Annotated in this window: 10 protein-coding genes; 5 read left to right on the plus strand and 5 right to left on the minus strand. The window is 71.2% G+C overall.

Going from position 1 to position 20780, the window contains the following annotated elements; all coding sequences use genetic code 11:
• Positions 1 to 538: 538 nt before the first annotated feature.
• The 3 genes from FK268_RS10560 to FK268_RS10570 are packed head-to-tail and all read left to right on the plus strand — an operon-like array spanning position 539 to position 12888.
• On the plus strand, positions 539 to 11797 hold the full coding sequence (locus tag FK268_RS10560; protein WP_158636085.1) for a non-ribosomal peptide synthetase: 11259 nt from the start codon (positions 539 to 541) through the stop codon (positions 11795 to 11797).
• Positions 11794 to 12633, plus strand: a complete 840-nt coding sequence (locus FK268_RS10565; protein ID WP_146433817.1) for an ABC transporter permease — start codon at positions 11794 to 11796, stop codon at positions 12631 to 12633. Before FK268_RS10560 ends, FK268_RS10565 begins: the two co-directional genes overlap by 4 nt.
• Before the next feature lie 51 nt (positions 12634 to 12684).
• Positions 12685 to 12888 carry an MbtH family protein gene (locus FK268_RS10570; RefSeq protein ID WP_146433818.1) on the plus strand — a complete coding sequence of 68 codons (204 nt, stop codon included), beginning with the start codon at positions 12685 to 12687 and terminating at the stop codon, positions 12886 to 12888.
• A gap of 103 nt (positions 12889 to 12991) precedes the next feature.
• Here FK268_RS10570 and FK268_RS10575 read toward each other — a convergent pair whose 3' ends face one another.
• On the minus strand, positions 12992 to 14212 hold the full coding sequence (locus FK268_RS10575) for a mannosyltransferase family protein (protein ID WP_146434520.1): 1221 nt from the start codon (positions 14210 to 14212) through the stop codon (positions 12992 to 12994).
• A gap of 41 nt (positions 14213 to 14253) precedes the next feature.
• The gene (locus FK268_RS10580; protein ID WP_146433820.1) at positions 14254 to 14979 is read right to left on the minus strand and encodes a hypothetical protein; all 726 of its coding nucleotides are present in this window, start codon (positions 14977 to 14979) and stop codon (positions 14254 to 14256) included.
• A gap of 151 nt (positions 14980 to 15130) precedes the next feature.
• Between FK268_RS10580 and FK268_RS10585 the strand changes: the two genes are divergently transcribed.
• Positions 15131 to 16396 carry an aspartate kinase gene (locus FK268_RS10585; RefSeq protein ID WP_146433822.1) on the plus strand — a complete coding sequence of 422 codons (1266 nt, stop codon included), beginning with the start codon at positions 15131 to 15133 and terminating at the stop codon, positions 16394 to 16396.
• Positions 16397 to 16399: 3 nt separating this feature from the next.
• Positions 16400 to 17425, plus strand: a complete 1026-nt coding sequence (locus FK268_RS10590; RefSeq protein WP_146433824.1) for an aspartate-semialdehyde dehydrogenase — start codon at positions 16400 to 16402, stop codon at positions 17423 to 17425.
• A gap of 111 nt (positions 17426 to 17536) precedes the next feature.
• Here FK268_RS10590 and fahA read toward each other — a convergent pair whose 3' ends face one another.
• Genes fahA through FK268_RS10605 form a run of 3 tightly spaced genes read right to left on the minus strand, consistent with a single transcriptional unit; the run spans position 17537 to position 20771 of the window.
• The gene (gene fahA, locus FK268_RS10595; protein ID WP_231707025.1) at positions 17537 to 18733 is read right to left on the minus strand and encodes a fumarylacetoacetase; all 1197 of its coding nucleotides are present in this window, start codon (positions 18731 to 18733) and stop codon (positions 17537 to 17539) included.
• On the minus strand, positions 18730 to 19578 hold the full coding sequence (locus FK268_RS10600) for a hypothetical protein (protein WP_146433827.1): 849 nt from the start codon (positions 19576 to 19578) through the stop codon (positions 18730 to 18732). Before FK268_RS10600 ends, fahA begins: the two co-directional genes overlap by 4 nt.
• Positions 19575 to 20771, minus strand: a complete 1197-nt coding sequence (locus FK268_RS10605; RefSeq protein ID WP_146433829.1) for a homogentisate 1,2-dioxygenase — start codon at positions 20769 to 20771, stop codon at positions 19575 to 19577. Before FK268_RS10605 ends, FK268_RS10600 begins: the two co-directional genes overlap by 4 nt.
• Between the last annotated feature and the right edge of the window lie 9 nt (positions 20772 to 20780).

The raw sequence follows: 20780 nt of genomic DNA on the forward strand, positions 1-20780 counted from the left end.
CGGCTGGCAGGGACGGAATCGGTCGTCGTGCGACCTGAGGGTCTCGACCGGCGCTGCCGTTGTTCCACGGCTCAACCCGCGACGGGGAGCCGGTCTGGATCAGACCCCGCCGCGGCAACCGAGGAGAAGAGCGCGCCACTGCACACGTCGAATGTAGCGCACGATCGCCCGGCCCGGTACCCGGCCGCACCGTGCTCGGACCTCGGACCGATCGCAGGGGCGTCGCGCGCCGGTCCCGCCGAGGCGACGGAGTGTGACATGGAACACGTTCTCCTGCCGGGGCCGGTGTGATGCAGGCTACTGAAATGTGTGATCATGAATATAAAGCTGGGCATTCTGTCCCAGATCCACGGGAAACCCGCAGGACGCCGCGCCGGGAATGAACCTTCTTGCGTCGTACGCGTTCGACCTGCGGTGTTCCTGTGACCTTCGCCCACGGGAATTCCGGTTGAAGATGTTGCAATTTCAACGTCCTGCTCCCTACAATTCTGCGATTGCAACCGTTGTGCGTTGCGATCGTCACGCAGAGGAGAGCTTGGTGGACCACGTGGTGCACTCCCTGACCGGAGCCCAGTACGGAATGTGGCTCGGTCAGCAGATGTCCCCGGACGTCGCCTACACCGTCGCGCAGTACGTCGACATCCGCGGTCCGTTCGACGTCGCGACCATGCAGACCGCCACGCGCGAGGCGAGCGACGAGTTCTTCTCCCCCTACCTGCGCATCGAGGTGGACGAGTCGGGTGCCCCGGTGCAGTGGCTCGATCGCTCCATCGACGCCGCGGCTCAGGTGATCGACCTCGGCCTCGCGGATCTGCCCGAGGACCAGCGCATCGACGCCGCCGTCGCGTGGATGCGCGCCGAGTACTCCCGCCCGATCGATCTCGCGACCGACGAGCTCATCATCAATCGGCTCATCCACGTCTCCGACGACCGCTGGCTCTGGTACGCCCGCGCCCACCACGTCGTCATCGACGGCTACGGCGCCTCGATCCTGCAGCGCCGCGTCGCGGAGCTCTACACGGCGCACGCCACCGGCACCGAGGTGGCGCCGCTGAAGCCGGCCCCGCTGGCGCCCGAGGGCTTCGTGACCGCCGAGGAGAAGTACTTCGCCTCCGCCCGCTCCGAGGGCGACGCCGAGTACTGGGCCGAGGTCGTGGCCACGCTGCCCGAGGCGGCGGGACTGAGCCGCGTGGTCGCGGCACCGTCGACCCTGAACCTGCGCCGCAACGGCGAGCCGAGCGCCGAGGCGGGCGCGCGCCTCGAGGCCGCCGCCGAGCGACTCGGAACCAACCGCACCGGCCTGGTGATCGCGGCCTTCGGTGCGTACGTGGCCGCCGTCTCCGGTCGGGAGCAGATCTCGCTGTCGGTCCCCGTGGCCGCTCGCACGACCGCCGCGCTCCGCGGCTCGACGGGTATGACGGCCAACGTGCTGCCGGTCCCGGTCCGCGCCGGCTCCGGCGCCACCGTCTCCGACATCATCGACGGGACCGGGCTCGATCTGCGCAACGGGCTGCGCCACCAGCTCTACCCCGCCGCCCGGATGGAGGCGCCCACGATGCGTGAGGGCGTCGTCGGTTCCACCTTCGGCGACACGATCAACATCATGATGTTCTCGTCGGCCCTCGTCCTCGGAGAGGCCGCCGGCACCCTGAACCTGCTCACTTCCGGGCCCGCCGAGGACGTGGCGGTCACCGTCTACGAGTCCGAGCAGGGCGCGCTGCGGATCGACATGGAGGCGAATCCCGCGGCGTACACCGTGGCCGATCTCGATGCCCACTACGTGCGGTTCATGGAGTACCTCGAGCGCTTCGCGGCCGCCCCCGGCGGGACTCCGCTCTCCGCGCTCACCGTCGCCACCGACGCGGAGACCGAGGACTGGACCCGGTTCGCCGGGGCCGCTCAGGGCGCTCCCGCCGCAGCGGGGTCCTCGGTCCCGATGCCCGAGCTCCTGCGCCGCGCGGCCGCCGCGCATCCCGACCGCGTCGCCGTGGTCGACGGTGACCGCAGCATCACCTACGGCGAGCTGGACCGGTACAGCGACCGCCTCGCCCGCTACCTGATGACCGTCGGCGCGGCGCCCGAGGAGCGCGTGGCGCTGCGGATCCCGCGGTCGCTCGAGTCGGTGATCGCGGTGTGGGCCGTGACCAAGACCGGTGCCGCCTTCGTTCCGATCGATCCGAAACTGCCGGCCGAGCGCGCCGAGCACATCGCCACCGCTGCGGCGCCCGTCGCGACGCTCACCCCCGCGGACCTCGCCCGCGTGTGGGGACCCGGAGCGAACGCCGGCGCCAGCGAAGCGGATTGGCCGACGATCGACCTGGCGAACCCCGCCTACGTGATCTTCACCTCCGGGTCCACCGGCCGCCCCAAGGGCGTCAGCGTGACACACACGGGCCTGTCGAGCCTCGCCGCGGAGCTGGTGCGCTCGCACGGTCTCGCCGAGGGCTCACGCGTGATGCACTTCGTCTCCCCGGGCTTCGACGCCTCGGTGCTCGAGCTGCTCATGGCCGTCGACAGCGCTTCGACGCTCGTCGTGGTCCCGCCGGACGTGTACGGCGGCGAGGAACTGGAGGAGGTCCTCGCCCAGGGGCAGGTGAACGGCGGTTTCATCACGCCCGCCGCGGTCGCCACGCTCGACCCTGCGAAGCTCCCCGCGCTCACCTCGCTGGGCGTGGGCGGCGACACCGTGCCGCAGGCCCTGGTGGACAAGTGGGCGGGCGACAAGCGCACTCTCGTCAACGTCTACGGCCCCACCGAGACCACGATCGCCGTCACCCTCGGCGCGCTGCAGGGCTCCGAGCCGGTCCGTCTCGGCGGCCCGATTCCGGGGACCCGTCTCTACGTGCTCGACGCCGAACTGCGCCCCGCGCCAGCGGGCGTCGCCGGCGAGCTCTACATCTCCGGTCCGGGCATCGCCCGCGGCTACCACGGCAATCCCGTCCTCACGGCGGAGCGGTTCGTGGCGAACCCCTTCGAGTCCGACGGTGCGCGCATGTACCGGTCGGGAGACCTGGTCCGCTGGGACACCGACGGCAAGCTCGAGTTCCTCGGGCGTGTCGATTCGCAGGTGAAGCTGCGTGGTTTCCGCATCGAACTGGGCGAGATCGACGCCGCGGTCATGCGCGTGCCCGGCACCGAGCGCGCGGTCACCGTCGTCCACGGGGACGACACGGCCACAGCCGAACTCGTCACCTACGTGACCGGCACCGCCGATCCCGCCGCGATCACCGCGGGCATCTCCGCGGAGCTGCCGGCCTACATGGTCCCGGCGCACATCGTGGCGCTCGACGAGTTCCCGCTCACCGTCAACGGCAAGGTCGATCACAAGCGGCTGCCGCAGCCCGAGCGCGCGGCCGTCGCGGTGGTCGCCGGCCGGGGTCCGAAGACCGACGCCGAGCAGCTCGTGGCGGCCGCCTTCGCCGAGGTCATCCCGGGCGTCTCGAAGGACGACCTGAACGTGGCCACCACGCTCTTCGATCTGGGCGGCAACTCGCTGTCCGCGACGCGCATCGCGGCCCGGCTCGGGTCGGCCACCGGCACCCGGGTCAGCGTGGCCACCGTCTTCGCGAATCCCACCGTCGAGGGTCTCGCCGCCGCGATCGGCGGCGCGCCCGTGCCCGCGGCGGCGATCGCTCCATCGGCACCGGCGGCCGCGCCCGCCGCGGCCGAGCCGGAGTTCACTGCACCGTCGGACCCCGAGGAGGCGGCCGAGCTGCTTCCGGCCCAGCACCAGATGTGGGTGCGCAACCGAGTGAGTCCCGATGGCTCGTACCACATCCCGGTCGCGCTGCACCTGCGCGGCGACGTGGACGTCTCGGCCATGCGCGTCGCGCTGGGCGAGGTCGTGGCGCGGCACACCCCGCTCCGCACCGTCTACCGCAACGGCCCCACCGCGGGCGAGCCCGAGGTGCAGGTGCTGCCCGCCGGGCCCAACCTGGTGCCCTTCACCGAGCGGACGGTGTCGATCGACGAGCTCACCGACGCGGCGTCGGAGTACGCCGGGGAGCCCTTCGATCTCGCCGCCGACGTGCCGATCCGCGCGCGCATGTACCGCATCGACGACCGGCACCAGGTGCTCGTGCTGGTGATCCACCACATCGCCGCCGACGGCTGGTCGATGATGCCGCTCGCCGGTGATCTCGCGACGGCCTACGCCTCGCGGACCCGGGGCAAGGCGCCGAAGTTCGCGCCGCTGCCGCGCACGTACACCGAGCACGCCCGCTCCTACAAGCACCGGCTGACCGGGGCGCCGCGCCAGGCGCTCGACCGGTTCTGGGCCGACGTGCTCGCCGACCCACCGGCGGAGTCGGTGCCACCCGCCGCGGTCCCGCGTTCCGGTGGCGTCGTCTCCGCGGCCCGCTCGATCGACACCCGCGTCGCGCCCGAGGTCTGGGCCGGCGTGGCGGGCCTGGCCCGCGCGCACACCACGACGCCCTTCATCGTGGTGCACGCCGCTCTCGCCGCGGCGATCTCACGCCTGTCGGGCCAGAGCGACCTGGTGATCGGCACCGCCGTCGCCGGTCGCGGTGAGGCCGAGCTCGACGGCCTCGTCGGTATGTTCGTGAACTCGATCCCGCTGCGCACGCGCACCGCCAACGACGAGACCTTCGCCCAGCACCTCGCCGCGGTCAGCCGCGGCGACCTCGACGCGCTGGACCATTCGGACCTTCCCTTCGAATCGGTCCTCGAGCTGGTCGACCCGCCGCGCGCCGCGGGCCGTCACCCCATCTTCCAGGTGATGCTCAACCAGCGCCCCTTCGACACCCAGCACTTCCCGATGGCGGGAGTCGACGTCGAGGTCGTCCCCGTCGACGTGCCGATCGCCCGCTTCGACCTCGAGTTCACCCTCGGCGCCGACGGCACGATCGAGCTGCGCTACGCCTCGGAGCTGTACCGCACCGAGCAGGCCGAGTCGATCCTCGACGCGCTCGTCGCGGTGCTCACCGCGGTGGGCATCGACCCGCAGACGACGATCGACGAACTGCCGATCATGTCGTCCGATCGCCTCGCCGAGCTGACACCGGTGCGCGGCGTGGAGGCCGACTTCCACACGCCTCTGGGGCAACTCATGCGTGAGGCCGCGCGCACCTACTCGAACCGGCCCGCCGTCATCGACGGTGAGCGGGTGTTGACCTACCGCGAGCTGTACGCCGACGCGCGCAAGGTGGCCGCCGCAGTGCTCGCCGCGGGTTCGCGCCCCGGCGAGGCCGTTCTCACGGACCTGCCGCGCTCCGCCGAGTCCATCACCGCCTTCTGGGGCATCACCCTGGCCGGCGCCGCGGTGGCGCCCGTGGACCCGAAGTACCCCCAGGACCGCCGCGACTACATCGCGAACGACGTGCGCGCCCGGGTGGGCGTGACCGCCACCGGAACCGGTGTGGAGGGCGTCAACTGGGTCGCGATGGACAACCTCGACGGCGACGGCTACGACCCGCAGATCGTGCCGAACCTCGACGACGCGGCGTACGTGATCTACACGTCCGGCTCCACCGGCCAGCCCAAGGGCACCGTCGTCACGCACCGCGGCCTCGGCAACTTCGCCGAGGAACTGCACGTGCGCCTGCAGACCGGCGCCGACACCCGGGTGATGGCCTTCGCCTCCACCGCCTTCGACGCCACCGTGCTCGAGCACCTCATGGCGATCCGCGTGGGCGCGCCGCTGGTCGTGGTGCCCCCGGGCACCACCGGCGGCCGCGAACTCGAGAAGATCATCGCCGATCACGGTGTGACGCACGGCTTCCTCACCCCGTCGACACTGGCCACCCTGAACCCGGAGGCGGTCCCGTCGTGGACCACCGTGCTCGCCGGCGGCGAGGCGCTCGGGCCCGGCCTGGCGAAGAAGTGGAGCGTCGGCCGCAGCCTGCACAACGGCTACGGCCCGACCGAGACCACCATCATGACCGCGATCTCCGATGCGCTCGCCGGCGACGGCCGCGTGCCGATCGGCCCGCCCGTGCGCGGACAGGGCCTGATGGTCCTCGACGACGAGCTGCGTCCCGTCCCCGTGGGCATGCCCGGCGAGCTCTACGTCGCCGGGCCGCAGCTGGCGCGCGGCTACCACCGGCGCCCGCAGCTCACCGCGTCGCGGTTCGTCGCGAACCCGTACGGCGAGCCCGGTTCCCGCATGTACCGCACCGGTGACGTGGTCCGCTGGACCCGCAGCGACAGCGGACAGCTGATCGTCGACTTCGTGGGCCGCAACGACTTCCAGGTGAAGATCCGCGGTATTCGCATCGAGCTCGGCGAGATCGACGCGACCATCGACACGATGCCCGGGGTCGACTTCGTCTCCACCCAGGTCCGCCCGGGCCCCGACGGTGCGCCGGCTCTCGTCGCGTACGTCAAGGGCGACGTGGATCCCGCCGCCGTGCGCACCCACGTGCGCACCCGGCTGCCCGGCTTCATGGTCCCCGCCGCGGTGATGATCATCGCGTCGGTGCCCATGGGCAACACCGGCAAGCTGGACAACGCCGCGCTGCCCGAGCCCTACTTCGGCGGCACCGGCAACGCCGCCGCCAAGCCCACGACCCCGGCGGAGAGCCGTGTGGTCGAGGCCTTCCGCAAGGTGCTGGGCAGCGAGGCCATCGGCGTCGAGGACGACTTCTTCGACCTCGGCGGCAACTCGCTCTCGGCCAACGAGCTGGTGGGCCTGCTGGGCAACGGGATCGAGGCGCGCACCGTCTTCGACCTGCGGACCCCCGCCGCGATCGCGACCGCGCTCACGGGCGATCCGGACCGGATCTCCAACGAGTCCGCGCTCGAGGACCAGGGCCTGCGCCGCGTTCAGCGCGGCGACCGCATGCCGCTCTCGTCCGCGCAGGAGCGGATGTGGCTGCAGAACAAGATCGATCCGGGCCCGACGTACAACATCGGCGCGGCCTTCCTCGCCAGCCGACCCGTCGACAAGGCCGTTCTCGATGCGGCCCTGCGCGACCTGCTCGAGCGGCACGAGAGCCTGCGCACCCGGTACCCGTCCTCGGCCGAGGGGCCGTACCAGGAGATCCTGCCCGTCGACGCACCGGAGGTCCGCGGCTTCGCGGCCGAGTTCGGCACCGCCACCTCGAACGTGGCGGGCCAGGAGTCCGCCATCGCCGAGTTCGTGGCGCGGCCCTTCGCCCTCAACCGCGACGTGCCGCTGCGCGTCATGACCGCCCCCACCGGGAAGGGCTCCATCCTGGCGATCGCGGTGCACCACATCGCGGCGGACGGCGCCTCGGTGGTGCCGCTGACTCGGGACCTGATGGCGGCGTACCTCGCCCGCAGCACGGGCTCGGAGCCGCAGTGGACCGAGCTGCCGCTGCAGTACGCGGACTACGCGGTGTGGCAACGCGGCCAGGCGGAGAAGGACGCCGGTGCGGTGGACTACTTCGCCGAGCGCCTCGCGGGCGTCCCGGAGGAGAGTTCCTTCCCGGCCGACGGCCCCCGCCCGACGATCGGCTCGACCGACGCCGGCGAGGTCGCCATCGTGCTGCCCAAGGACGAGCGGGATGCGCTGGCGGACTTCGCCAGCAAGCGCGGCGTGTCCATGTTCATGGTGCTGCACGCGGGCCTCGCGGCGCTGCTGCACCGCGTCAACGGGGCCGACGACGTGGTCGTCGGCACCCCGGTGATCGGCCGCACAGATCGTCGCCTGCGCGACGTGGTCGGCATGTTCGTCAACACGGTGGCGCTGCGCACCACCGTGACCGGCACCGAGAGTTTCAACGCCCTCGTCGACCGGATCCGCAGTGGCGACCTCGACGACCTCGTGCACGCGACCGCGCCCTTCGAGCGCGTCATCGAGGCTCTGCAGCCGCCCCGCAGCCGCGATCGCCACCCCGTTTTCCAGGTGGTGCTGAGCCACCAGAACCTCGGTGATCCGCTCAGCGTGATCACCTCCGACGGCGGCGGCATGTTCGAGCTCGAGCCGCTGCCTCTGGCGGCGGCGACCACGACCTTCGACGCCACCTTCGAGGTGCGCGAGGTCGAGGAGGGGCTGCGGTTCAACCTGCGCTACCGCACCGATCTCTACCGGCCGGTCACGGCCGAGGGCATCGTCGGACGCCTGGCGCGCCTGGTGACGGCGGGCGTGGCTTCGCCGGACACCCCGGTCGCCGACCTGCCGGTGCTGCTGCCGGAGGAGCGCGAGCTGTTCCAGCGCGCGTCCACCACCATCGAGCCGCACACCATGGCGGAGATCCTGGCGCGTGCCGTGCGGCAGCGCCCGGGTGCACCCGCGCTGCGCGACGGCGACCTGCACTACACCTACTCCGAGCTGGACTCCGCGGTCTCGGCCCTCGCCAACCGCCTGTCCGGGCTCGGCGTGGGCACCGGAACCCGCGTGGCCGTGTCGATCCCGCGGTCCGCGGCGTCGGTCGTGGCCTTCTGGGCCGTGGCTCGGCTCGGCGCGGTCTACGTGCCGGTCGACCCGAACTACCCGGCGGAGCGGATCGAGTACATCCTCGATGACGCGAAGCCCGCGGTCGGCCTGTCCGTCCGGGACGTCGCGTCGGGCCTGCCGAAGAGCGTCGAGTGGGTGCTGGTCGACCTGACCACCTCGCGCGTGCAGCATCCGCCGGCCGACGTGGCGCCGGTGGGCGTGGACGATCCCGCGTACGTCATCTACACGTCGGGCTCGACCGGCAAGCCCAAGGGCGTCGTCGTGCCGCACCGCGGCCTGGCCGCCATGGCGGATTCGCTGGTGCGCCAGCACGCCGTGGGCGCCGGCGCCCGCGTCCTGCACTTCGCCTCGCCCAGCTTCGACGCCTCGATCCTCGAGCTGCTGCTCGCGACGTGGTCGCGGGCGGAGCTGGTGATCGCGCCGGTCACGCTCTACGGCGGCTCGCCGCTCGGTGACTTCCTCGCCGAGAACGAGGTCACCCACGCTTTCATCACCCCCGCGGCGCTGGCCACGATCCCCGATCGCGACCTGCCCCTGCTGGAGGCGCTCAGCGTCGGCGGCGACGTGCTGCAGAGCGAGCTGGCGCGCCGCTGGTCGAACGGCCGCATCCTGATCAACGCCTACGGTCCGACCGAGGTCACGATCGCCGCGACCATCGGCGCCGTCGACCCGGAGAACGTGGGCATCGGCAGTGCCGTCACCGACGCGCAGCTGATGATCTGCGACGAGCGCCTCAACCTCGTGGCGCCCGGCACCGTGGGCGAGCTGTACGTGGCGGGACCGGGTGTGGCGCACGGCTACCTCGACCGGCCGGAACTGACCGCGTCGCGGTTCGTCGCGAATCCGTACAACGACGCGGAGGGCTACAAGCGGATGTACCGCACCGGGGACTTGGTGCGCTGGCGCGCCTCCGAGTCCGGAGACCCCGTGCTCGAGTTCGTGGGCCGCAGCGACGATCAGCTCAAGGTGCGCGGCTTCCGCGTCGAGCCGGGCGAGGTCGCCACTGCGGTGGAGAGCCACCCGAACGTGCGGCAGGCCGTCGTGGTCGTGGACCGTGGCGACGGCTCGCTCGAAGCGCAGGCCGCGGCCCGCCTGGTCGCGTACTACGTGACCGAGGGCTCCGTCACCGTCGACGAGCTCCGTACGTGGGTCGGCGATCGCCTTCCGCGGCACATGATCCCGGCGGTCTTCCAGGAGATCGATCGCGTCCCGGTCACAGCGCACGGCAAGACCGACGTCAAGGCGCTGCCGCCCGTCGGGGCTCCGGCGCCGGCCAAGGACGAGCCCGCTCCCGCGTCGCCGCTGGCCGCGGCGGTCGCGCCCGCCGCTCCGAAGCAGCGTGCCGTGTCGTCGGCGAGTCTCGAAGGCGCTGTCGCCGAGATCCTCTCGGACGTCCTCGGCGTGGCCTCGCTCGGCATGGACGACGACTTCTTCGCCGTCGGCGGCACGTCGCTGCAGGCCGCGATCGCCGTCGACCGACTGCGGGAGAGGTTCAACGCGGAGGACGCCAGCATCCGCTGGTTCTTCGAGGACGCCAAGGTCAGCACGATCGCGGCGCGGATCGCCGGCGCCCCGGCGCCGGTGTCCACCACGGCCGTGATCACCGGGGTGGCAGCGGATTCCGATACCGCCATCACCGATCCGATCCTGCCGCTGCGCGCAGGCACGCCGGGCGTGGACCCGCTGTACTGCGTGCATCCGGCGGTCGGTCTCGCATGGAACTACCTCGGACTGTCGGGCGAGCTCGACCCGAGCATCCCGATCGTCGGTCTGCAGGCGCCCGGCATCTCGTACCCGATGCCGCCCGCGGACTCGATCAAGGAGCTCGCGCGCACCTACGTCCGCAACATCCGCGCGAGCCGTCCGCACGGCCCGTACAACCTCCTCGGTTGGTCGCTCGGCGGCCTCATCGCCCACGAGATGGCGGTGGAGCTCCGCGATCTCGGCGAGAAGGTCAACCTCGCCCTGATGGATGCCTACCCGCTGGGCGACTACCGCGGCCCGCGCGAGGAGATGTCGATCGCGGCGCTCCTGCGCGAGTTCGTGGGACTCGACGTCGATGAGAACGCGGAGCTGACCACCGACGACGCACTGGACCTGCTGGCCTCCGCCGGTGGCCCGGCGCGGGAGCTCTCGCGCGGTCAGATGGAACGGCTGCTGTCGAACTACCGGCACAACACGACCCTCGGCTACTCGCACCGTCCGCGCGAATACGACGGCAACATGCTGGTCTTCCGGGCGACGGAACAGCCCACGGGCGGCCTCGTGCCGCAGCTGTGGCGGCCCTACGTGACCGGCCTGGTGCAGGTGCACGACATCGAGGCGACGCACAACCAGCTCGGCGCGTCGCCGGCGATCGACGAGGTCGCCCGCACGATGAACGTCTTCCTGACGGGCAACTACACGGCGGTGGTCAAGTCGAAGAGCAAGACGCTCGACGACTCCAAGCCGCTGGTCAGCGTCCGGGGCCTGACGCGGAAGTACGGACGCGGCAAGAAGGCCGTCTACGCGCTCAACGGTGTCGACCTCGACATCGCGCCCGGCAGCGTGCACGCGCTGCTCGGCCCGAACGGCGCCGGCAAGACGACCACCGTCAAGATCATCTCGACGCTCATGAAGCCCTCCGAGGGCTCCGTGACGATCGACGGTGTCGACGCCCTGGCCGATCCGCGCCGCGCACGGTCGATCATCGGTCTGTCGGGTCAGTACTCGGCGGTCGACGAGAACCTCACGGGCCGGGAGAACCTCGAGATGTTCGCCCGCCTCTACGGTTTCGACAAGGAGTCCGCGAAGGCACGGGCGAACGACCTGCTCAAGCAGTTCCGGCTCACCGCCGCCGCGGACCGCGGTTCGGGGACGTACTCCGGCGGTATGCGCCGGCGCCTCGACCTCGCGGGGGCCATCATCGCCCGGCCGCGCCTGGTGGTGCTGGACGAGCCGACCACCGGTCTCGACCCGCGCAGCCGCAAGGACGTGTGGGACGTGATCGCGCGGCTCAGCAAGGAGGACGGCATCTCGGTGCTGCTCACCACGCAGTACCTGGACGAGGCCGAGCTGCTGGCCGACCTGGTCACGATCATCGACCAGGGCCGGATCATCCGGTCCGGCACGGTGCCCGAGCTCAAGTCGGCCGCCGCCGCGGACCTGATCCAGATCGGTATCCGCGAGCGCGATCGCGTCACGGCGTGGCCGATCCTGGCCCGTCACGCCATCGACGGCACCGCGATCCGCGAGGCCTCCGGGCTCAGCGCGATCCGCGTGGCCGACGGCCAGTACAAGCTGGTCGCCGTGCTCAACGACCTGCGCGAGGCCGGTGTCCACGTCGAGAGCGCGATGCTGCGCGAAGCGACTCTGGACGACGTCTTCTTCGCCCTCACCGGCGAGGGCGCCACCAAGACCGAGGAGAAGAACGCATGACCGCGATCACCTTCCCGCAGGAGCGGGAGTCGTCGCTGAGCGGATTCCTCAGCGACTGCGCGGTGATGACCCGCCGCAACCTGACCACGCTGATCCGGATCCCGCAGCTGCTCCTGGGCGCGACGGTCCAGCCGATCATGTTCGTGTTGCTCTTCAGCTACGTCTTCGGCTCCGCGCTGGGCGGCGAGGTGGGCGGGGACCGCTACCGTGAGTTCCTGCTCGCCGGCATCCTCGTCCAGACGGTGGCGTTCAGCGCGGGCCCGACGGCGATCGGCGTGGCCTCGGACATGAAGAACGGCATCATCGACCGGTTCTGCTCGCTCCCGATGTCGCGGCTCGCGGTCATGGTGGGGCGCACCGTCTCCGACCTCGTGGTCAACGTGATCAGCGTGGCCGTGATGCTGCTCGTCGGCCTCGCGGTGGGCTGGCGGTTCCGCGGCAGCTGGATCGACGCCGCCCTGTCCCTGGCGACGCTGCTGCTGTTCGGCTTCGCGATGTCCTGGCTGGGCGCGCTCATCGGCCTGTCCGTCTCGACGCCCGAGTCGGCGCAGGCCCTCTGCATGATCGTGATGTTCCCGATCGCCTTCATCTCGTCGGCCTTCATCGCCTCCGGCGACCTGCCGGGCCCGCTCCGCACGATCGCGTCGTGGAACCCCGTGACCTCGATGGCTCGCTCGCTCCGTGAGGCCTTCGGCAATCCGCTGAGTCCGAAGCCCGTGGTGAACGAGCCGATCAACTGGGCCGCCGAGCACGCGACCGCGTACTCCGCCCTCGTCTCCCTCGCGATGATCGTGATCATCGTGCCCCTCGCCGCCCGTGCGTACATGAAGCACTGACGGCCCTCGAACCGACCGACCCAATATCCCTCCAAAAAAGGAGAAACGAATATGAACAACCCCTTCGACAACGAGTCCGGCGAGTTCCTCGTCCTCGTCAACGACGAGGGCCAGCACTCGCTGTGGCCCACGTTCCGCGAGGCTCCCCGCGGCTGGACCGTCGCGTTCGGCGAGGGCGGTCGTTCGCGGGCCGAGTGCCTCGAGTACATCGAGTCGGCGTGGACGGACATCCGTCCGCTCAGCCTTCGCGCCTGAGCCTCACCTGATCGCCACGGCCGGCAGGGCCTCGTCCCTGCCGGCCATCGGCGTCCGCCCGGCTCTCGGGCCCTTCGCTCGGCGGGCGGTTCGACGGTGCGCGTTACATCGCGTGCGGGTAGACGCTCACCATGTGCGCGCCGTACCAGCACGTGACCGTGATGATGCCGACGCAGGTCCACACCCGCGTCGGTTTCGCCGTCTTCGCGAGTGCGATGGCGATCGGGATCAGCAGGACGAAGGCGGGCAGCAGCAGCCGCGGCCGCGACATCATGAGTCCGCCCGAGCCCAGCAGTGAGATCACGACCAGCGAGCCGTAGAGCGTGATCGGCCACGGCATCTTCGCGCGGATCGCGAGCACGATCAGGACGATCGACGCGGCGAGCAGTGCGACCACGGAGAGATCGGCGACGTCCGAGCCGTTGATGAGCGTGTAGTTCACGAACTGCCAGGTCTGCACGCCCAGGTCGAAGGTCGTGCCCCAGCCCTCGGTCTGGATGCGGAACCACCCCGTCAGGCTGCCCGCGTGGTGGGCGACGACGAGGAGGTAGCTCACCCAGCCCAGGGGCGTGAGCAGCACGCACAGGGCGGCCTTGACCCGCTCGGCACCGTCGGACGAGAGGACGGCGAGCAGCGCCGCGAGGGCGACCACCCCGATCAGCACGACCGACGTGGGGCGGCAGAAGCCGGCCAGCGCCGTGCAGATCCCCGCGAGGATCCACTTGCGCTCCATCACCCCGACCAGCGCCCACCCGGCCAGGGCGCAGTACAGCGCCTCCGTGTACGCCATCGTGAGCACGATCGACATGGGGGCTGCGGCGAAGAGCACCGTCGTGAGCAGGCCGGCGCGGTCGGCCAGGTGGGTCGGGACCTTCGGCATGTGCGCGACGCACAGCCGGCCCAGGCGGTAGGCCGCGACGGCGGCGACGCAGCCCAGGATCACGTTGACGGTCAGCGCCGCACGGTAGGCGTCGAAGCCGGGCAGCTGTGCCACGGCCCGCACGAGCATCGGGAAACCGGGGAAGAAGGCGTACGCGGTGTCGGCGGTGTGCTCGCCGCGCGCGTCCACGAACCGCCAGGGCATGTCGTTGTAGCCGTACGTGGCCAGCCCGATCATCCACTTGCCGTCCCAGGCCGTCAGGAGATCGGCGAGGTTCTGGTTGCGCAGCTGCGCGAACCGGGCGAGCACCGCGAGGCCGATCCCGCGGATCGCGAGGTACAGGACGACGGGCAACCACACGTCGCGAGTGCGGTCCACGAGCGACGACGGCACCGTCGCTGCGTCGGTGTCGGCGAGGTCGGGGGCGGTCGGCACGGCTCGCATCGTACCGACGGCGCCCCGGTCGTCGTTCCCCCGCGCACCGGTCACGGGGTCGCGACTCGCCTGATCGAGCAGGTCGCGCGGTTCTGGCCGGACTCGGTGAAGTCCTGCCCGTTGACGACGATCGTGCAGCTGACGGGGCCCGTCCCGGTCACGATCATCGTCATCGTGTCACCGATCGTCGCCGTGCCCTGCCACTCCCAGGGCAGCGTCGAAGCCGTCGGAACGGTGCCGCCGCGAACGCCCACGACGATGACCGCGCCCGCGCCGGAGCCGGTCGCGGACAGTTTGAGCTGCACCGTCTGGCCCGAGGAGCTGCCGGTGGTCTTCGGCGCCGTGGTCAGGAAGCCGTCGGACTCCGTGGCCGGCTCGGTGGGGGCCGCGCCGCCGCCCGTCGTCGGGGCGCCGGCCGTCGTGGTGGTGGCCGCGCCGGAGAAGGTGACGGGCGAGGCGGTACTCGTCGGGTCGGACTTCAGGGCGAGTCCGAGGCCGACCGCACCGGCGACGGCCAGCACGGCGACGATCGCCACGAGGGCGATGATCAGCCCCTTCTTGTTGTCGCCCCCACCGCCGTTCCCGCCGCCGACCGGGCCACCGCCGACCGGGCCGTTCCCGACGGGGCCGTGTCCGCCGTAGGGCGGCACGGGTGGGTACCCGCCCTGCCACTGGCCGGGCCGGGCGCCGGGCTGCCCCGCGGGATATCCGCTCGGCTGCCCGGAGGGGTATCCGCCCGGGTGAGGGCCGGGGTTCTGGCCGCCGTAGGGGTTCATGGAGGTCTCCTGTGTTCGCGTTCGCAGACGATTATCCGCGATCACGCTGAACGCGGGGTTGCGCGTCACTTGGAGCGGTGCCCTCCCGGCCGAAGAACCCAGGTCGGTAGGATCGACACGCACATCGAAGACCGCAACGGAGAGGTTCCACGTGGCACTCGTCGTCCAGAAGTACGGAGGCAGCTCCGTCTCCTCCGCCGAGCGCATCCGGCGCGTGGCCGAACGGATCGTCGAGACCAAGCGCGCGGGCAACGACGTCGTCGTCGTCGTGTCCGCGATGGGCGATACCACCGATGAGCTGCTCGATCTCGCCAACCAGGTGTGCCCCGCGCCGCCCGCCCGCGAGATGGACATGCTGCTCACCTCGGGCGAGCGCATCTCCAACGCGCTCGTCGCGATGGCCATCCATTCGCTCGGCGCCGAGGCGCAGTCCTTCACGGGCTCGCAGGCCGGCGTCATCACCACCAGCCGGCACGGCGCGGCGAAGATCATCGACGTCACGCCCGGGCGCGTCCAGGCCGCCATCGACGACGGCAAGATCGTCCTCGTCGCGGGCTTCCAGGGCGTCTCGCAGGACACCAAGGACGTCACCACGCTCGGCCGTGGCGGCTCCGATACGACCGCCGTGGCCCTCGCGGCCGCGCTGAACGCCGACGTCTGCGAGATCTACACCGATGTCGACGGCATCTACACCGCCGACCCGCGCATCGTGCCCAACGCCAAGCACCTCGAGAAGGTCTCCTTCGAGGAGATGCTCGAGATGGCGGCGTGCGGCGCCAAGGTGCTCATGCTCCGGTGCGTGGAGTACGCGCGCCGCTACAACGTTCCCGTTCACGTGCGCTCGTCGTACTCGACCAAGCCCGGCACCATCGTCGCCGGATCAATGGAGGACATCCCCGTGGAAGAGGCAATTCTCACCGGCGTCGCCCACGATCGGAGCGAGGCGAAGATCACCGTCGTCGGCCTGGAGGACAAGCCGGGTTACGCGGCCCGCGTCTTCCGCGCCATCGCCGACGCCGAGATCAACATCGACATGGTGCTGCAGAACGTGTCCAAGGTGGACACGGGCCGCACCGACATCACCTTCACTCTGCCGCGCGAGCTCGGCCCGCTGGGCGTCGAGAAGCTCGAGGCCCTGCGCCGCGAGATCGGCTTCGACTCGGTGGTCTACGACGACCACGTCGGCAAGGTCTCCCTCGTGGGCGCCGGCATGAAGAGCCACCCCGGCGTCACCGCCACGTTCTGCGAGGCGCTGTCGACGGCGGGCATCAACATCGAGCTGATCTCCACTTCGGAGATCCGCATCTCGGTGCTGATCCGCGACACCGAGCTCGACGAGGCCGTCAAGGTGCTGCACGACGCCTTCGGCCTGGGTGCGGACGAAGAGGCCGTCGTGTACGGCGGAACGGGGCGATAGGTCATGGGTGTACGCGTAGGAGTGGTCGGCGCCACCGGTCAGGTGGGCGCCGTCATGCGCCAGCTGCTGCTGGACCGGGACTTCCCGGCCGACGAGGTGCGGTTCTTCGCGTCCTCGCGGTCCGCGGGTAAGAAGCTGCCCTTCGGGGATCGCGAGATCGTCGTCGAGGACGCCGAGACCGCCGATCCGACGGGCCTCGACATCGCGCTGTTCAGCGCCGGCGCCACCATGTCGCGCGTCCAGGCGCCGCGGTTCGCCGCCGCCGGCGTGACGGTGATCGACAACTCGAGCGCCTTCCGCAAGGATCCCGACGTTCCGCTGGTGGTCTCGGAGGTGAACCCGGAGCAGGTCCGCGACCTGAAGAAGGGCATCATCGCCAACCCCAACTGCACCACGATGGCCGCGATGCCGGTGCTCAAGGTGCTGCACGACGAGGCGGGCCTGCAGCGACTCATCGTCTCCTCCTACCAGGCGGTCTCCGGTTCGGGCCTGGCCGGCGTCGAGGAGCTCGTCTCCCAGGTGCGCGCCGTCGAGCCGCAGGCGGAGAAGCTGGTGCACGACGGCTCGGCCGTGGACTTCCCCGCGCCGAACAAGTACGTCGCGCCGATCGCCTTCAACGTGCTGCCGCTGGCCGGTTCGATCGTGGACGACGGCTCCGGCGAGACCGACGAGGACCAGAAGCTGCGCAACGAGTCGCGCAAGATCCTGGGCCTGCCGGACCTGCTGGTCTCGGGCACCTGCGTGCGCGTACCGGTGCTCACCGGCCACTCGCTGTCGATCAACGCCGAGTTCGCGAAGCCGCTGTCGGTGGCGCGGGCGCAGGAGCTGCTGGGCTCCGCCCCGGGGGTCAAGCTCGTCGACGTACCGACGCCGCTCGCCGCCGCGGGTGCCGACGATTCGCTGGTCGGCCGCATCCGCCAGGATCCGGGCGTGCCCGAGGGCCGCGGCCTCGCCCTGTTCATCAGCGGCGACAACCTGCGCAAGGGCGCCGCGCTGAACACGGTGCAGATCGCGGAACTGCTGGTCTGAACCGGGTGGTCCGCCCCTAGCGGGGCGTGCACTCCCCAGAGCGACGGATGGCTCCCCATGTCCATGGACATGGGGAGCCATCCGTCCCTCTAGGGGCGTCGACGGTGTGCGTCAGGCCCGGGCGGCGGCGATGGTCGCGGTGACCTCGCCGAGGGCGAGGCGGGTGCCGTTCGGGCCGGGCGCGGTGGCGCGGAGGGTCACGACGTCGCCGTCCTCGAGGAAGGTGCGCTCGGCACCGTCGGGCAGGCGTAGCGGCTCCGCGCCGTTCCAGGTGAGTTCGATGAACGAGCCGCGTTGGCCCGGCTCCGGCCCGGACACGGTGCCGGAGGCGAACAGGTCGCCGGTGCGCAGGCTCGCGCCGTTCGAGGTCATGTGCGCCAGCATCTGCGCCGGGGACCAGTACATCTGCGCGTAGGGCGGGCGGGAGACGACGGTGCCGCACAGCTCCACCTCGAGATCGATGTCCAGGCCCCACCTCTCGGTGTCGCGGAGGTGAGGGAGCGGCTCCGGCGACTGGGTGGGCGTCGCCACGCGCGCGGCCTCCACGGCCTCCAGCGGCGTGATCCAGTGCGAGATCGACGTGGCGAAGCTCTTGCCGAGGAAGGGGCCCAGCGGAACGTACTCCCAGGCCTGGATGTCGCGCGCGGACCAGTCGTTGACCACGCACACCCCGAAGACGTGATCAGCGAAATCGCCAGTGCCGACAGTGCTTCCGAGCGCACTCGGCGCGCCGACCACGAAGCCCAGCTCGGCCTCGATGTCCAGGCGCACGGACGGCCCGAAGGTCGGGGTGTCGTCCGACGGTGCCTTCCGCTGTCCGCACGGCCGGACCACGGGCGTCCCGGACGCGACGACGGTGCCCGCGCGACCGTGGTAGCCGACGGGCAGGTGCTTCCAGTTCGGCAGGAGAGCGTCGGAGTCCGGCCGGAACAGCCGGCCGAGGTTGGTGGCGTGGTGCTCGCTGGCGTAGAAGTCGACGTAATCGGCCACCTCGAAGGGGAGCTGCAGCGCCACCTCCGCCAGCGCGTACAGGTGCGCGGCGTTCGCCGCCTCGCGCGCGGGATCGGTGAGCAATGCGACGATCTCGGCCCGCGTCGCGCGCCAGGCCGCACGTCCGCGGGCGAGGAAGCCGTTGAGCGACGGTGCTGCGAAGACCTCGTCGCGCAGAGCGGCCGCGAGGTCGAGCACGTGGTCGCCGATGCGTACGCCCACGCGCGCGGCACCGGCCACGGGGCGGAAGACGCCGTAGGGCAGATTGTCGACGCCGAAGCCGGAGCCGAACGGCACGGGGGCCCAGGTGGTGGTCACGATCGTGTTCCTTCGGATAGGGGGAGTGCGGAGGCCGACGGGGCGAGGCCGAGCTCGGCGGCCTCGGCCGGAGGGGTCGCGGTGCTGCAGGACCCGTACGAGGTGAGGAGGCGGCGGGCCGCGGCAGCGGCATCGGGCTCGAGGGCCGAGGCCTCGGCGGCGAGGGCGGTGCCATCGGTGATCGACAGGGCGTCCGCGACGTCCGCGGCGGACGCCCCCTCCGCGGCGCGTGCAGCACCGATCACCAGGTTGAGGTAGCCGTGGTGGACGAATCCCGTGTCCGGGTCCCGATGGCGCACCGCGTGATGCATGCCGGCGGTCGCCTTGACGGGCACGCCGGCCGCAGCAGCGGCCGTCAGGGCGTCCGCGACCTCGGCCGGGGTGGGGAAAAGGTCGGAACGCACTCCGCCGCAGCGGATCTTCAGTCCCGCGTCGTGTCCCGCGATCACGGAGGCGAGACGGGGCGAGTCGGAACGGTCGCGGACCTCGACGAAGACCGGGACGCCGTACGCGGTGGCAGCCCGCAGCGAGGTCTCGAGATCGCCCGGATCAACGGTGATCTCGATCAGTGCCGGCCGCAGGCGCGGATCGGCGTCGACCACGGCAGCAGCGGCGGTCAGGGCTCCGTCGTCGGAGGCGATGAGCCCGAGGCTGATTCGGTCGTCCGGCCCGAGGGTCGAGCGCAGCTCGTCGATCCGCGTGGCCGGACACAGGAACCGGTGCGCGAGCATCGGCTCGCCGGATTCCAGGTCCCGACGGTGCCGCGCGATCGCCTCCACCATCGGCAGTGCCGTCGGCGGGAACAGGCCCGCGTCGTCGACGAGCCCGGCCAGGAGCGCGCTCATCGTGACCAACTGCGGTAGTAGACACCGTCGTCCGTGGCGCGCGCGCCCTCGCCCAGCTGCAGCGGCGCGAAGGTATCGACCATCACGGCCAGCTCGTCGAACCGCTCGAGGCCGATGCTCCCCTCCATCGCGCCCGGCTGGGGTCCGTGCGCGTGGCCGCCCGGGTGCAGCGAGATCGATCCCGGGCCGATGCCGGTGCCTTTGCGCGCCTCGTAGTCGCCGGCCACGTAGAACATCACCTCGTCGGAGTCGACGTTCGAGTGGTAGTAGGGCACCGGGATCGACAGGGGGTGGTAATCGACCTTGCGCGGCACGAAATTACAGATCACGAAGTTCTGTCCCTCGAAGACCTGGTGCACCGGCGGCGGCTGGTGGATCCGGCCGGTGATCGGCTCGAAGTCCTCGACGTTGAAGGTGTACGGGTACAGGCAGCCGTCCCAGCCGACCACGTCGAACGGGTGCGTGGGCACGACGTACCGGGTGCCGCTGACGCCGCTAGCGGCGCGATGCTTGACCAGGACCTCCACGTCGGCTCCCTCGCGAAGCAGGGGCTCCGCCGGGCCGTGCAGGTCCCGCTCGCAGAAGGGCGCGTGCTCGAGCAGCTGGCCGTACCGCGAGAGGTACCGCTTCGGCGGGGCGATGTGGCCCCCGCCCCCGCCGCACGCCTCGATCACGTAGGCGCGCACCGTTGTTCCTTCGGCCGGCAGCCAGCGGTGGGTGGTTGCCCGGGGCATCAGGACGTAGTCCCCGGTGCGGAAGGAGAGTGCACCGAAGACGGTCTCGACGGTGCCGGACCCGTTCTCGATGAAGACGCACTCGTCGCCGATCGCGTTGCGGTACAGGGGCGACGGTGCCCCCGCGGCCACGTACGAGATCCGCACGTCGGCGTTGCCCAGCACCAGGCGCCGGCCGGTGACGACGTCGGACGCGGCGGAGGCGGCACCGTCGAACAGCTCGTGCAGGCGCAGGTGCCGGGGCAGCAACGGCGCGTTCGGGACGAGGCCGAGGTCGCCGGGCTCCCACGGCTCCGCCGAGGTGATGGCCGACGGGATGCCGCGGTGGTAGAGCAGCGAGGAATCGCTGGAGAAACCCTCCTCGCCGACCAGCTCCTCGTAATACAGCTCGCCGTCCTCGCGACGGAACTGGGTATGGCGCTTGGGCGGAATCGTGCCGATGCTGCGGTAGTAGGCCATGAGAACCCT

The organism is Tsukamurella sputi, from assembly GCF_007858445.1.
GTDB lineage: Bacteria > Actinomycetota > Actinomycetes > Mycobacteriales > Mycobacteriaceae > Tsukamurella > Tsukamurella sputi.

Coding starts and splice junctions, on each gene's coding strand:
- FK268_RS10565 (WP_146433817.1), top strand. CDS start 11,794: ATGACCGCGATCACCTTCCCGCAGGAGCGGGAGTCGTCGCTGAGCGGA.
- FK268_RS10570 (WP_146433818.1), top strand. CDS start 12,685: ATGAACAACCCCTTCGACAACGAGTCCGGCGAGTTCCTCGTCCTCGTC.
- FK268_RS10575 (WP_146434520.1), bottom strand. CDS start 14,212: ATGCGAGCCGTGCCGACCGCCCCCGACCTCGCCGACACCGACGCAGCG.
- FK268_RS10580 (WP_146433820.1), bottom strand. CDS start 14,979: ATGAACCCCTACGGCGGCCAGAACCCCGGCCCTCACCCGGGCGGATAC.
- FK268_RS10590 (WP_146433824.1), top strand. CDS start 16,400: ATGGGTGTACGCGTAGGAGTGGTCGGCGCCACCGGTCAGGTGGGCGCC.
- FK268_RS10600 (WP_146433827.1), bottom strand. CDS start 19,578: ATGAGCGCGCTCCTGGCCGGGCTCGTCGACGACGCGGGCCTGTTCCCG.
- FK268_RS10605 (WP_146433829.1), bottom strand. CDS start 20,771: ATGGCCTACTACCGCAGCATCGGCACGATTCCGCCCAAGCGCCATACC.